Annotated in this window: 12 protein-coding genes and 1 tRNA gene; 7 read left to right on the forward strand and 6 right to left on the reverse strand. The window is 35.8% G+C overall.

The genetic code is table 11. The features are described from left to right. The first annotated feature begins 77 nt into the window (after nucleotides 1–77). Nucleotides 78–161, forward strand: a complete 84-nt coding sequence (locus NF27_RS13335) for a hypothetical protein (protein ID WP_410518033.1) — start codon at nucleotides 78–80, stop codon at nucleotides 159–161. 249 nt (nucleotides 162–410) lie between these two features. On the opposite strand, the gene recR is transcribed toward NF27_RS13335, so the two are convergent. Both recR and NF27_RS08550 read right to left on the reverse strand, forming a co-directional pair. After that, the gene (recR, locus tag NF27_RS08545) at nucleotides 411–1,004 is read right to left on the reverse strand and encodes a recombination mediator RecR (protein ID WP_039458360.1); all 594 of its coding nucleotides are present in this window, start codon (nucleotides 1,002–1,004) and stop codon (nucleotides 411–413) included. 2 nt (nucleotides 1,005–1,006) lie between these two features. Then, the gene (locus NF27_RS08550; RefSeq protein ID WP_039458363.1) at nucleotides 1,007–1,735 is read right to left on the reverse strand and encodes an SDR family NAD(P)-dependent oxidoreductase; all 729 of its coding nucleotides are present in this window, start codon (nucleotides 1,733–1,735) and stop codon (nucleotides 1,007–1,009) included. 91 nt (nucleotides 1,736–1,826) lie between these two features. Between NF27_RS08550 and NF27_RS08555 the strand changes: the two genes are divergently transcribed. The 3 genes from NF27_RS08555 (at nucleotide 1,827) to yihA (ending at nucleotide 5,388) form a co-directional block, all read left to right on the forward strand. Next, complete coding sequence (locus NF27_RS08555; protein WP_053332719.1) at nucleotides 1,827–3,572, forward strand: monovalent cation:proton antiporter-2 (CPA2) family protein; 1,746 nt, start codon at nucleotides 1,827–1,829, stop codon at nucleotides 3,570–3,572. Between the two features lie 688 nt (nucleotides 3,573–4,260). After that, nucleotides 4,261–4,650 carry a hypothetical protein gene (locus NF27_RS08560; protein WP_039458365.1) on the forward strand — a complete coding sequence of 130 codons (390 nt, stop codon included), beginning with the start codon at nucleotides 4,261–4,263 and terminating at the stop codon, nucleotides 4,648–4,650. 126 nt (nucleotides 4,651–4,776) lie between these two features. Next, nucleotides 4,777–5,388 (forward strand): ribosome biogenesis GTP-binding protein YihA/YsxC, encoded by a 612-nt coding sequence (yihA, locus tag NF27_RS08565; RefSeq protein ID WP_039458366.1) that lies wholly within the window; start codon nucleotides 4,777–4,779, stop codon nucleotides 5,386–5,388. Nucleotides 5,389–5,400: 12 nt separating this feature from the next. Here the strand turns inward: yihA and NF27_RS08570 are convergent, their stop codons facing one another. Both NF27_RS08570 and NF27_RS08575 read right to left on the reverse strand, forming a co-directional pair. Then, a complete protein-coding gene (locus tag NF27_RS08570; protein ID WP_039458369.1) occupies nucleotides 5,401–6,489 on the reverse strand; it encodes a hypothetical protein in 1,089 nt (362 codons plus the stop codon). Nucleotides 6,490–6,624: 135 nt separating this feature from the next. Beyond that, nucleotides 6,625–7,554: a hypothetical protein gene (locus NF27_RS08575; RefSeq protein WP_039458372.1), complete on the reverse strand. Its 930-nt coding sequence runs from the start codon at nucleotides 7,552–7,554 to the stop codon at nucleotides 6,625–6,627. A 164-nt stretch (nucleotides 7,555–7,718) separates the two neighbouring features. Between NF27_RS08575 and uvrB the strand changes: the two genes are divergently transcribed. The 3 genes from uvrB (at nucleotide 7,719) to NF27_RS08590 (ending at nucleotide 11,894) form a co-directional block, all read left to right on the forward strand. Continuing rightward, nucleotides 7,719–9,698, forward strand: coding sequence for an excinuclease ABC subunit UvrB (uvrB, locus tag NF27_RS08580; protein WP_053332720.1), 1,980 nt, complete (start codon nucleotides 7,719–7,721; stop codon nucleotides 9,696–9,698). Nucleotides 9,699–9,761: 63 nt separating this feature from the next. After that, complete coding sequence (locus NF27_RS08585) at nucleotides 9,762–10,874, forward strand: hypothetical protein (protein ID WP_039458375.1); 1,113 nt, start codon at nucleotides 9,762–9,764, stop codon at nucleotides 10,872–10,874. A gap of 51 nt (nucleotides 10,875–10,925) precedes the next feature. Then, nucleotides 10,926–11,894, forward strand: coding sequence for an Rpn family recombination-promoting nuclease/putative transposase (locus NF27_RS08590; RefSeq protein WP_152606889.1), 969 nt, complete (start codon nucleotides 10,926–10,928; stop codon nucleotides 11,892–11,894). Between the two features lie 2 nt (nucleotides 11,895–11,896). Here the strand turns inward: NF27_RS08590 and xth are convergent, their stop codons facing one another. Together xth and NF27_RS08600 are read right to left on the reverse strand one after the other, a co-directional pair. Then, on the reverse strand, nucleotides 11,897–12,688 hold the full coding sequence (gene xth / locus NF27_RS08595) for an exodeoxyribonuclease III (RefSeq protein ID WP_039458378.1): 792 nt from the start codon (nucleotides 12,686–12,688) through the stop codon (nucleotides 11,897–11,899). A 35-nt stretch (nucleotides 12,689–12,723) separates the two neighbouring features. Further along, nucleotides 12,724–12,798, reverse strand: a tRNA-Asn gene (locus NF27_RS08600). Nucleotides 12,799–12,836: the final 38 nt, after the last annotated feature.

A 12,836-nucleotide genomic window follows, 5' to 3' on the forward strand; every position in this document is an offset into this window, starting at 1 on the left:
AGTTATGGTATGCTGTAAATGATAATATGTGTAAACAAGGACGCCTAACTTATTATTCGGATTATGCAATAGAAACTATGGTAACATTAAGCATGCTACTTAAGTTGCCGTTGAGGCAGACTAAAGGGTTTGTTAGATCTATACATCCCTTGCCGTTATAAAATTTTAATGCATTAGCTTCCCTGTCAGTTTGCTTTATATCGAGTCCGATTTTCAGTATAATAGGAACTGAGTCCTGATAGCCGCTTAAAATATAATTATGACTAAGGTTTTTGAGCGGAGTTAATTCACTTAAACCCCATTGCTTGGCGCAATCGGCGGATAAGCGGGGTAAGCTGTTAAGCCAACTACTTCCTTTCTTTCCCCAAATACTTTTTATGTTATGTTCAAAAGTATTCATTTAGTTACTTTTAAAAATCCTGACGCATTTTCAGTGCTAAGTTTAATGTGCCTTCATCCATATAATCAAGTTCGCCACCCATCGGGATACCATAGGCAAGCCTTGTTATCTTTACCTCAAACGGGGTGAGTAAATCAACGATATAATGACCGGTGGTTTGTCCTTCAAGTGTCGCATTAGTTGCAATGATTACTTCTTGAATAGCACCTTTTGCAACTCGTGTGCTTAAAGAATTAAAGTTTAAGCTTTCTGGGGGTCTTCCGCCGAGCGCGGAAAGAGTGCCTCCTAATACATGGTATTTTCCTTTAAAGAAGTTCGATCTTTCCAGTGCCCACAAGTCAGATACAGTCTCAACTACGCAAACTATCGAATCATCACGCTTTTCATCATTACAGATATTACATGGTGATACCACATCCACATTGCCGCATACTTCACATATTTTTATTTCTTCTGCTGCTTGAGTCAACTGCTCGGCAAGAGGTAGCATAAGCGCGTCGGGGCTTTTAATCAGATGTAATACGATTCTTCTTGCCGATCTCGGCCCTAAGCCGGGTAGCTTTGCAATAGTCGAAATTAACTTATCTAACGTGCTGTTATTCATATTTATAATTGTTCTAAGATGTTTAAGTGCTTACCGCCGTCCAAAAATAAAACCTGTCCGGTCATTGAGGGTGTATTTAAAATGAAATTTATTGAATTGAAAATTTCTTTTATATTCGGCGAGAGCCTAAGCGGTGAATCGTTGATGGACTTAGCAAAATTTTGCTCCGATTGCTGTTCCGCTTTTAAAGTGTTACTAAGTGCAATCGCGTTTACTCTAATATGAGAGGCCATTTCATAAGCTGCAACTTGAGTAAATTCCCACAAAGCTTTCTTACTTAAAATATAGGAGAGAAAATTTTTAGGCATCCCGCTTATACAGTAATCAAGTATATTGATTATATTACCCTGCTTACCCTCCGACTGTAAATCTTTAAAAAATCTTTGACTTAAGATAATCGGAGCATATAAGTTAGCTTTAAAATGTTTATCTAAACTTTTGTAATCAATATTTTTGAAGTTATCGTTTTCAAATATACTTGCATTATTAATAAGCAAATTAAACTTTTCATTAACAAACAAGTTATTCACTTCATTTTCATTTAAAAAATCTACAGTTTCCAGTTTACAACTAACACCCAGATTCTCAATCTCGGATTTGAGCTTAAATGCTTCATCGCTTGAGTGATTATAATGCAGAAGGATATTATAATGATTTTTAGCAAGAAATAAACATATCTCTCTGCCTATCCTTTTTGCAGCTCCAGTAACTAAAACGGTTTTATTAGTCATTGATTATCAGATAAAATGCTTGTGCAATTCATATGGTATAATATAATTAAATATTGTATACAAAAGGTTTTTTATAGGTTTTAAAGGTTTAATGCATAATCTCAGATATTTACCAGACATATTAGTGCTTCTAGGAGCTTCGGTTTTTATAGTTGTTTTGTTAAAAAAGCTTCGTTTAAGCCCAGTTTTAGGTTACTTAGTTGTGGGTGCGGCAATCGGAGAGCACGGGTTTAATTTAATAAAAGATTATCAGTATACTCAATATTTTGCCGAATTCGGTGTAGTTTTCCTATTATTTGTTATAGGACTTGAGCTTACTTTTGAAAGACTGATCCAAATGCGTTTGCATGTATTCGGATTCGGGGGGCTGCAGATCGCGGTGAGTACGCTTGCTATAGTAGCAGTGTTAAAGCAGATATTTATGATTGAAACCAGTGTTGCCGTTTTAATTGCAGCGGCGCTTGCTCTTTCATCCACTGCAATTATTTTACAGGTTCTGGCAGAGAGTAAAAGGCAATCCACCCAGGTGGGAAGGTTATCGCTTGCAGTTCTGCTTATGCAGGATTTTGCCGTTGTTCCGCTTCTTGCAATACTTCCGTTAATCAGTGGTACAAAAGAAAACCTGCTTGCAGGTATCGGCTTAGCATCGCTTAAGGCACTGGTGGTAATTATTTTAATTTCTATAGCCGGTAGGTTATTTTTGCGCCCCCTCTTTTCATTAATAGGTTCTGCAAAAAGCGAAGAAGTATATGTTTCAGCTACCCTACTTATCGTTTTAGGTGCAGCTATGCTTACTAACGAGCTTGGGCTATCAACTGCTATGGGCGCTTTTATAGCAGGGTTATTGATTGCGGAAACCGAATACAGGAATAAAGTTGAAAGTAGTATTATGCCGTTTAAAAGCCTGCTGTTAGGGTTATTCTTTATGACTGTCGGGATGTCGATAGATATCAATTTTATTCTCGGTAATTTAAGTAAATTATTTGCTATTTCTTTCGGATTACTGGCAATAAAAGCAATCATAGTATTTGTGCTGTGCAAGATATTCAGGTTTGGTACGGGTGCTGCCATTCATTCAGGGTTATTACTTTCTCAAGGGGGAGAGTTCGCGTTCGTACTTTTTGGGCTCGCTTCTCAGCAAGGGATTATCGGTCAGGAAACTGCACAGTTCCTATTTATGCTGGTTGCGATCACCATGGCGGTTACGCCACTGCTTTCCATGCTCGGTGCATTTATCGAAGATAAGGTGGATATTAATCAGGAAGTGGAAGGAAATCAGGAATTTAAAGGGGTTAGTGATTTAAACGGGCATGTAATTATTGCAGGATTCGGAAGAGTAGGGAGAGTTGTCGGGTTCATGTTATCGCAAGAGCAGATAAACTACGTTGCGGTTGACAGCAACTATACGCTTGTTAAGCAAGCGCGTACGCAAGGGTTCCCGGTCTACCACGGCGAGCTCAGTAAGATTGATACTCTAAGAGCAGTAGGAGCTGAAAGGGCGGCAGCGGTTATACTTACCATGGATGATAAAGTTGATTTAAGGAAAGCAGTTAAGACTATATCCACGCACTATAAAAACCTTGAAGTTATTGCAAGAGTTCAGGATTATAGAGAAGGTAAAGGAATCAGAAAATTGGGCGCCGATATTGCGGTGCCTTCAACTATCGAGACGGGGTTGCAGCTCGGCGGGGCGCTCTTAAAATCCTTAGGTATTGTTGAGCATGAGATACTAACCACTAAAGAAAAAATCAGAAAAAATGACTATATTTTAGTGGAAGAGCTTGAACTCTTCAGCGGGATAATAAATGGAAAGCCTAAAGCTCAGGTTAAGGCTTAAGGGTTTAAGTTTATAATCTTTAGGGAAGTGTTAATAAAAAAATCTTTATAATTGCTTAGCAGAGCTTTAATTTAAAAGATAATTATTTATAAAATAGTTTGTAAATATATAAAGCTGTTAAAGAATTATTGAAAGTAAATAATACCCTTACTCGTCTTGATTTAAAGTATAATGAAAATGTACTTGAAGGGGTGATAGATTTAGAGAAGAAGGAATAAAAGATAATAAAACTCTTAAGGAGCTAAAATTAATTAAACAATATGGGAAGGGGGCTGACTTAATAGGTTTTTTGGAAGAAGTATTAAAAACAACTTTTGTTAATACCCTAGATGTGACCGAATATTAAGGAATAGACTCAAAAGGGGCAGAACTTTTACTATCAATTGTTCAATCTAATCCGTTTATTACACAAGTTCCATATGAGGCTTATGATCAATGGTCAGTTATACCTTACTGGTACAAAGTTAATGAGGCTTTAGAAAAAGTTAATCAAGTCTGTAAAGAGAATAAAAGATTTCAGGAAGCTTTTCTGAAATTTAATCCAGACGACATCACTTCTTTTACAAAGGAGATAGCTGATTGCTTTAAAATATTAGACAGGAGAATAAATTTAAATGAAGACTTTCAAGAAATAAAAAATAAATTAGAACAGATTCTAATTTTACAACACTTTAAGATAAATAAAATTATGAATAAAAATGGCGTATTGCTTCCAAATATAATTATTCAAAATGGTGTTTATAAATGTGAAGGTATACCTAGTGAGATAAGTGAGGTGATTTTAAGAAAATTAAGTTTTCCCGATATAAAGTTCGAACAAATAAAATTTCAACCTAATATTTTAAACTATGCATTATCAGAGTTGGCGGTTGTTTGCTCAACCTTGGTATTTTTAGCTCTTACCGGATTAGATATAGTTTCTACCACATTAGCAGTAGCTGCTGTTTCTTTGAGCGCAATGCTGTTTAAAGATTACATGCCCCCTGTGATTGCAGGCGCGATTAACTATAGTTTAGAAGCAACTCAAAAGTTTGTTGATATGATAAGCAAACCTCAGCCTGCTTTAGCTAGAGAATAATTTATCTTGGAAGGCCACTCTCTTTCTTTAAAAATTGAGCGTGGCTTTTGCTTTATTATAATATATCTTTATTGATAAATTGCGCTCTACGGCTTTCTCAGCTATATTGTGAACTAAAAAAGATTTATGATTACAGAAATAGAAAAGTTTTTTCTCAAAAATACCAAGTTTGTAACCGGGGCTGTAAGTGTAGAAGGTTTGCCTTCAGCTAATATTCCGGAGGTTGCCTTTATCGGGCGCTCTAATGTCGGTAAATCAAGCATTATTAATGCCATACTCGGTCAGCGTATCGCAAGGGTTTCCAATACCCCGGGCAGAACGCGCGAGCTTAATTTTTTTTCGGTAAATAATAAGTTACATATCGTTGATTTACCCGGCTACGGTTATGCCAAAGCTTCTAAAAGCGAGATAAAAGGCTGGAATCGGTTAATTTATGATTACTTGCGCGGAAGAGTAGAGCTGAGGCGTATTTTTATGCTCATTGATTCCAGGTTCGGTATTAAAGATAACGATTTAGAAATGATTAAATTTTTAGGCGATTATGCAACTACAGTACAGATTATCCTGACTAAAACTGACAAGTTAAAAGCCTCGGAACTGAAAGCGGTAAATGAAAAAACCGAGTCGGAAATAAAGCAGCATGCTATACTGTTTAGCAATATTATTTCTACCAGTAGCGTGAGCAAAGAAGGAGTCAACTTGGTAAGGGAAGAAATTTATAACCTAACTCAGTATTAAATTATTGTTTGTTTAAATCAATATGGGGTTCCCAACTTGTTTAGGAGCTTTCCTTTCATTTTTAATATATTCTATATAACTTATAGGTTTTTTTTCATTAGCATTGTTATATATACTTTTACAAGTCAGCTTTAAATTTAATATATCTCTTGCGTTTAAAGACTCTCTAAAAGCAACTTCCGCTTCATCTGATAAGGCTATAGGAAATATTATAGTCATGAGTGCTTGTGTTACAAGCGGCTTTTCAATTATATTCATTTGATAATTTTTATAATCCTGGTAAGCTGATAGAGCTTTGATTTTTGAGGATAATAGTTTGGTTTCGGGTAAAGATTTAAACCTTGATTCTTGTGATTTATAATTGTAAATATGCTTGTTTATAAATTCAGAGGTGAATTTTCCAACTTCTAAAATTATTTCCAGAATTTTAATATCTCGTATACAATCTATTAAGCTCTTTTTTCTCTCATTAAGGTAATATACATCATCACCGCAACTAATTAGCAATTTGATTATACTAAATAATGATTTCACGTCTATTCTCAGTTCCGGAGGTTTTCCGCAACATATAATTTGTAAGTAATTAAATTTATGTGGATTATATTCCAAATTATCAGGTAGCTTAAGCGAAGAACATGAAGTAGAGGAAGAGGGAGAAGTGGTTTGAAGCGGAATTTTTTCTAAATTAATTTTAATATTATTAGTTAAAGCATGATTTAAAATTTTTTCTATCAACAAAAGCTGCTTACCTTTAAAATCGTCATATCTAAAGTCCGGTTCATGCCTGCGAAATAAATTTTCTAATAACACTTCCAACGGAGTTCGTCCGAACCCCGGATTAATTTCACAACCTTTGTTCAGCAGCAAATTTACCAGGTCTTCTTCAGCTGCTTGAGTTGCGATGGTAAGTAAACTTGCTTTATCCGGTATATGTGCAGGTAAAACCGTTCTATCCGCAAAAGAATATCGATTGCGCGATTTGTGATATTGATAAATACCATTTAAATCTATTAATTTTATGTCTTGGCAGAAAATATATTCATATAAACTTTTCCATTCATAAGAGATAATGAATTTTTGTATTTCAGATTTATGGCGCATAATAATTTATAACATTGGTGTTAATAAAATATTATGAAATAAAACAAGTTGTTAATCTACAATGTTTTTTGTATATGGTTTGTAAATAAAATAAAAAAAAAGATTCAGAATATAAGCCTTTAAAATATTAATTGTTTAGCTAAGAAAAGAAGGATCATTTTCAATATTTTTCGCAATACTGTCAAGCACAACCCTAATGCTAATTTTATCAGGATCTACTTTAGGTGCACCTATGGTTTCACACTCAAACCCGGGATTTAAGTATTTTTTCAACACAGCATGCTGATAACCGATATAAGGCGGGTTGGAAATGGCTAAAATAGTACCTGACTTAGGGTTTGACTTCATCCAAGCTATAACCGTATCACTTGTGGAAGCCCTTTTCACGGTTGCCGGTAACCCGCCTTTCCCCGGGGTATCGACAAATATCACTGGTAAACTTTGAAGTTTTTCAGGTAAATCAGATTGCTCAAATAAAAATTTAGCAATTTCTGTTTCGGTTGCAGGCGTTTTTTTAGGTTTAACCCAACCTTTTTTAAGAGGAAGGTACAAATTATTTTCATCAAATAACATTTCCTCAGTCTCAATATTTTCGAATCGGGGACGCTGGGAAACTAAGAAAACCACCTGCTTAATCTCTACGCCTTGATCAATCTGCTTAGCTAAGTGTGCAAGCCTGATTCTCATAGCATTTGCATTAGCACCTAAGACTACTCCGTAATCATATTGAGAATTCTTAGCATCAATCGCATCATAAATTTTTAATTCATTAAGTAATGTGATTATTCTATCTTTATTTTTTAAGATACTTTCATTCTCGGCATCCCTTATTTCCCATCGCTCTTTGTTTTCAGGCCTCATCCATTGTTTTGTACAACTTGTAATATCTCCTGCTTCTTCATTGCACACAACCCCGGTTAAGTTCAATAATTCTTTAATTACGGCTTTATGGTTAAAATGTTTATGCTTTGCATGCTTTTCGCAAGATAAAGCAGTTATAGAAAGCCAACAAAATATATTAAGTATAATAAAAGAGAAAAATAATAGGGGAAGATTCTTTTTCATAATTTAAAGCCTGCAATAAGGTTTAACTTAAAATTTAACCTAACATAAATAGTCATTTTGTAAAAACAAAATCTATAAAAGTAAAAATCAGTTTATATAAAAAAGTATTCATGTTATAAACAAGCAGGAAATTTTTTAATTATAACTCTTTTTTTTTAAAGATAATGAGCATATTTGATTTACAATCAAGCTATCAACCTGCAGGGGATCAACCAAGAGCAATTGATATGCTTGAACGGGGGATCAAAGCTAATAAAAAAGATCAGGTATTACTTGGTGTAACGGGTTCCGGTAAAACTTTTACCATGGCGCATCTTATTGCAAGAACCGGAAAGCCGGCTCTTATTATGGCGCATAATAAAACTCTGGCGGCTCAGCTGTATTCGGAAATGAAAAGCTTTTTCCCGAATAATGCGGTTGAATATTTTGTTTCATATTATGATTATTATCAACCTGAAGCATATATAGCAAATAAAGATGTTTTTATCGAAAAAGATGCACAGATTAATGAAAGGATTGATTTACTCAGGCACTCCGCAACCAGGGCGCTTTTAGAGCGTAAAGATGCAATTGTAGTTGCCTCCGTCTCATGTATATATGGTCTCGGCTCGCCTGAACTTTATCTGCAAATGACTTTTAAAATTGAAAAGAGCACTAAGGTTGATCGCAATGGCATTATGAGGAAACTGGTAGACTTGCAATATCAGCGTAATGATATAGATTTTAAGCGTGGTACCTTTAGAGCAAGGGGAGATAACCTGGACATTTTTCCTTCGCATTATCAGGATAGAGCATGGAGAGTAAGCTTGTTCGGTGATGATGTAGAAAAAATTTATGAATTTGATCCATTAACAGGAGAAAAGATTAAAGACCTGGAAGAAATTACCGTATTTGCGAATAGCCACTATGTTACTCCAAGGCCAACCCTCGAGCAATCGATTAAGTTTATAAAAGAAGAAATGCGCAAGCGTGTAGAATGGTTTCGAGAGCATAACAGATTAATCGAAGCACAGCGCATTGAAGAGCGCACTAAGTTTGATCTTGAGATGATGATTGAATCGGGAAGCTGTAAAGGTATTGAAAATTATTCCAGATATCTTTCCGGTAGAGGAGCAGGGCAGCCGCCGCCGACATTATTTGAGTATTTACCCTCCAATGCGTTATTGTTCGTTGATGAAAGCCATGTAACCGTGCCTCAGGTGGGCGGAATGTTTAATGGGGATCGGGCTCGGAAAAATGTTTTGGTTGAATACGGGTTTAGATTACCTTCGGCTTTAGATAATCGGCCGCTTACTTTTGCCGAATGGGATTCAATGCGACCGCAAACCATATTTGTTTCTGCTACTCCCGGCAAATTAGAATTAAAATATACAAACGGAGAATATGCCGAGCAGGTGATCAGGCCGACCGGTCTTATAGATCCAATATGCACGATAAAGCCGGTTGAAACCCAAGTAGATGATTTATTAAATGAGTGCAGGAATGCAGTAGAAAAAGGAGAAAGAGTTCTGGTCACTACACTTACCAAAAAGATGTCCGAGAACTTGACCGAGTATTTAACCGATATCGGAATTAAGGCGGTTTATTTGCACTCTGATATTGACACCATTGAGCGTGTGGAAATTATCAGAGATCTTAGAAAAGGTATTTATGACGTTTTGGTTGGGGTTAACTTGCTAAGGGAAGGGTTGGATATTCCGGAGTGCTCCTTAGTTGCTATTCTTGATGCTGATAAAGAAGGATTTTTACGTTCGGAAACTTCACTTATCCAAACTATCGGAAGAGCGGCCAGAAACATAGAAGGCAGAGCCATTCTTTATGCTGATAAACTTACCGAATCAATTAAGCGGGCTATGGGAGAAACCGAAAGGAGAAGGAAGATACAGCAGCAGTATAATGAAGAGCATGGAATTACTCCGCAAACTATTAAAAAATCAATCAGAGATATAATTGAAAGCGTTTATGAGCATGATCATTTAACGATTGAAACTGAAGGGAAGCTTGAAAGCCCTGAAAAGATTAAGTCTAAAATTCAAAAATTACATAAAGAAATGCTTAAATTTGCAGCTGAACTTGAGTTTGAGAAAGCAGCGGAGATCAGGGATCAAATTCAAAAGCTGGAAGAAAGTATTCTATTTAAATAACTTTACAGGCGGTATTTTTTTAATATACGGTATTACTAAGGGGAAAATAACAGTATCAATATTATGAAGCAAAATGCAATATCTGAAAGCATTTTATGCATTTCAAATCCTAATTTTATAGCGAACAAAACTCCTGATCACATAGTGTTTGTTGAAAATGGCAAGGAGAGAAAAGTTAGTAAAGAAATAATCAGGAGAAAAATTCTGGAAGAAACCCAAGACAAGTATTTGTTGATTCTAATGAAGGCTACCATAGACGGAGATAATCTACTAGTAAACGGGTTGAAAAGCGTTGAAAGCTTTAATTCCAAAAAGATTATTAATTCAGCAGTTAAAAAATTTGTTCAAAATGGTTTAGAGGAAGAAACGGATTTCTTGTTAAAGCATGAGGGAGATGTTGAATATGCTGCATTTTGCGCGATTAGTATAGGGGACTACGGCTATGCTGATAAACTTTTAAGTAAAATACCTGACTTACATAACTTAGCTTTTATGGCATTAGATACTAAGCGGTTTAGCTATTTAGAAGATTTAAGGCTAAGTGGTAAAGTCGGTATCGAATATATTATGGCTCAACTAACAGCATATAATGATATTGAATATAATCATTATTTCGCATATTTAGCATCAGTTAATCTTATGGATTGTAATGTTAAGAAAAACGAGAGTGTTTTAAAAACTTATCTTTCAAATGAAATAAACGCAGTGAGATTTTTTTCTTCCTTAAGTCATGAATTTTTTATTAACTATGCTCATCTTATTGATGAAAAAAATAAAAATATCATTATAAGAAGTCGTGAGGTTGTGTTGAACCCGAAAAAGCTTGATATGGAACATATCAATGCGGATAGTGCTTATTTTTACTTAAAAGAAAGAGAAATGATGGAGAGGGGGAAGATTACCCAGGGTGGAGCTGCTGCTATTTTATTATATTATCCCTTATATAAAAACCGTACTAGTAAAGAAGGTGAAAAGTTTGATAAAGCTAATCAACTGACTCCGATTTGTAATATACCGCCTGAGATAATTACCCATATTGTTGATATTTGTTTTACGCACTCTGAAAGAGATATTTCCTATCCGAAAAATATATTAGCTTCGGTTAAAGAACGCGTAGTGGCTGAGTGGACAGAAAGGGTATTCGGTAAAAACCTTACTGTGGCGCATTCTCTTTAAAAAAGCATCTATATAAAGCTTGCGATTATCAAAGCTTTATATTAGGTGTATTTGAAAAGTCGATTAGCCGAAATGTCCGCCAAGAAAGTAAGTAATAGCCAACCGCATGATGTTTTTTTCAAAAAAGCAATGGCTAACCCGAGGGTAGCAAAAGAGTTCTTCGAAGCACATTTGCCTAAAGAAATAAGAAATAAAGTGGACCTGAATACTTTGAAACCCGAGAGTGAAAGCTTCCCGGATAACAGCTTAGGTAAGGGTATGGTGGATATGCTCTTTTCAGTAAACTTCGGCGAAGAGAAAGGGTATTTTTATTTATTGGTCGAGCATCAAAGTAAGCCTGATTACTGGATGCCGTTCAGGTTATATAAATATATGCTTCGTATTTGTGATAAGCACCTAAAGAAGCACCCTAAAGCTAAGCATTTACCGTTTATATATCCGATGATATTTTATGCCGGACTGGAAAAATATACTGCTCCACTTGATCTATGGAGCTTATTTGATGATCCCTCTCTTGCTAAGCAAATATATAATGACCCGTTCCAACTGATAGAGGTGCAAAAGACAGAAGATGAGGAGCTGAGAAAAAGGGTGTGGTCGGGAGTAATGGAATATATAATGAAGAGGATATTTGCACGCGACATTTTACCTTTTTTAAGGAATATACAGCCGCTGTTAAGGGAAATAAGCGAGAAAGATAGTAATTACATAATAGACATTTTGTGGTATACTGTAGAAGCTGGTGAAAGTGAAAGAGCCGAAGAGATAATAGAGGCGTTTAAAGAGGCGGTAACCGAAGAAGGAAGGAGAGATATTATGACTATTGCGGATAGACTTATAGAGAAAGGCGTACAACAAGGGATTGAAAAAGGAATGCAGCAGGGTATGCAACAGGGTATGCAGCAAGTGGCTATTAATATGCTTGATATGGGACAAAGCATATCATTTATCTCCAAAGCTACTGGATTATCTGAATTAGAGATAAGGAAGCTGCAATCTATTCGCTCTAAAAAGCATTAATATTATAAATTAGTAAGCTTGCAAAAAATAGGAGCGTGATCGGAAGCTTTTTCCCATCCTCTCACTTCGGAATAAACACCGGCACTTTGTAAATGATTTGCGGCATTGGGCGAAACCAAAATTTGATCTATACGCATGCCCTTATGATGCTGCCATCCGCTGCTTCTGTAATCCCACCAGCTATACTCATGGCTAAGCGGATTAAGCACTCTAAATGAGTCTTTCATTCCCATATTTAAAAGTGATCTAAACGATTTTCTTTCCTCTAAATGAAAACCTAGACTTCCGTCTAACTTTTTCGGGTCATAAACATCTATATTTTCAGGTGCAACGTTATAATCTCCCCCTGCAACCAACATTTCATCTTGCATTAATATTTGCCGATAACGCGCTTCCATAGCTTTATAAAATCTAAGTTTAAAAGCAAATCTTTCCGAATCCACCTCAGTGCCCTGAGGTACATATACGGAAGCAACTCTTAAGTTTAACCCGTGTACTCGGGTAAAGCACTCTATATACCTGGCATGCTCTTTAAAATCAGGTTCTTCGATAAGGGCAGTAAAAACATCTTCAGTAGGAGACTTACTTAATATTGCTACTCCATTATAAGATTTTTGCCCATGTACTGCTATATTATAACCGAGTTCTTCAAGTTCCAGAAAAGGAAAATTATGTTTTTCACATTTGATTTCCTGAAGTAATAAAACATCAGGTTGATTAGCTTCAATAAACTTTATCAGATGTAAGAGACGAGATTTGACTGAATTGATATTCCAACTGACTATTAGTGCCATTAATATACCCAAAGCTAGCACTTATTAACAAAAGATGGCTCCCCGGGCCGGATTCGAACCAGCGACCAAGCGGTTAACAGCCGCTTGCTCTACCACTGAGCTACCGAGGAACATCCAAAAAAGTTTATAGCATATAAAAATAAAAAAG

Origin of the sequence: Candidatus Jidaibacter acanthamoeba, assembly GCF_000815465.1 — a bacterium.
GTDB classification, from domain to species: domain Bacteria; phylum Pseudomonadota; class Alphaproteobacteria; order Rickettsiales; family Midichloriaceae; genus Jidaibacter; species Jidaibacter acanthamoebae.

Bases quoted from the DNA above. Each gene is read 5' to 3' on its own strand.
- NF27_RS13335 (WP_410518033.1), top strand. From the start codon at position 78: ATGGTAACATTAAGCATGCTACTTAAGTTGCCGTTGAGGCAGACTAAA.
- recR (WP_039458360.1), bottom strand. From the start codon at position 1,004: ATGAATAACAGCACGTTAGATAAGTTAATTTCGACTATTGCAAAGCTA.
- NF27_RS08550 (WP_039458363.1), bottom strand. From the start codon at position 1,735: ATGACTAATAAAACCGTTTTAGTTACTGGAGCTGCAAAAAGGATAGGC.
- NF27_RS08555 (WP_053332719.1), top strand. From the start codon at position 1,827: ATGCATAATCTCAGATATTTACCAGACATATTAGTGCTTCTAGGAGCT.
- NF27_RS08560 (WP_039458365.1), top strand. From the start codon at position 4,261: ATGAATAAAAATGGCGTATTGCTTCCAAATATAATTATTCAAAATGGT.
- yihA (WP_039458366.1), top strand. From the start codon at position 4,777: ATGATTACAGAAATAGAAAAGTTTTTTCTCAAAAATACCAAGTTTGTA.
- NF27_RS08570 (WP_039458369.1), bottom strand. From the start codon at position 6,489: ATGCGCCATAAATCTGAAATACAAAAATTCATTATCTCTTATGAATGG.
- NF27_RS08575 (WP_039458372.1), bottom strand. From the start codon at position 7,554: ATGAAAAAGAATCTTCCCCTATTATTTTTCTCTTTTATTATACTTAAT.
- uvrB (WP_053332720.1), top strand. From the start codon at position 7,719: ATGAGCATATTTGATTTACAATCAAGCTATCAACCTGCAGGGGATCAA.
- NF27_RS08585 (WP_039458375.1), top strand. From the start codon at position 9,762: ATGAAGCAAAATGCAATATCTGAAAGCATTTTATGCATTTCAAATCCT.
- xth (WP_039458378.1), bottom strand. From the start codon at position 12,688: ATGGCACTAATAGTCAGTTGGAATATCAATTCAGTCAAATCTCGTCTC.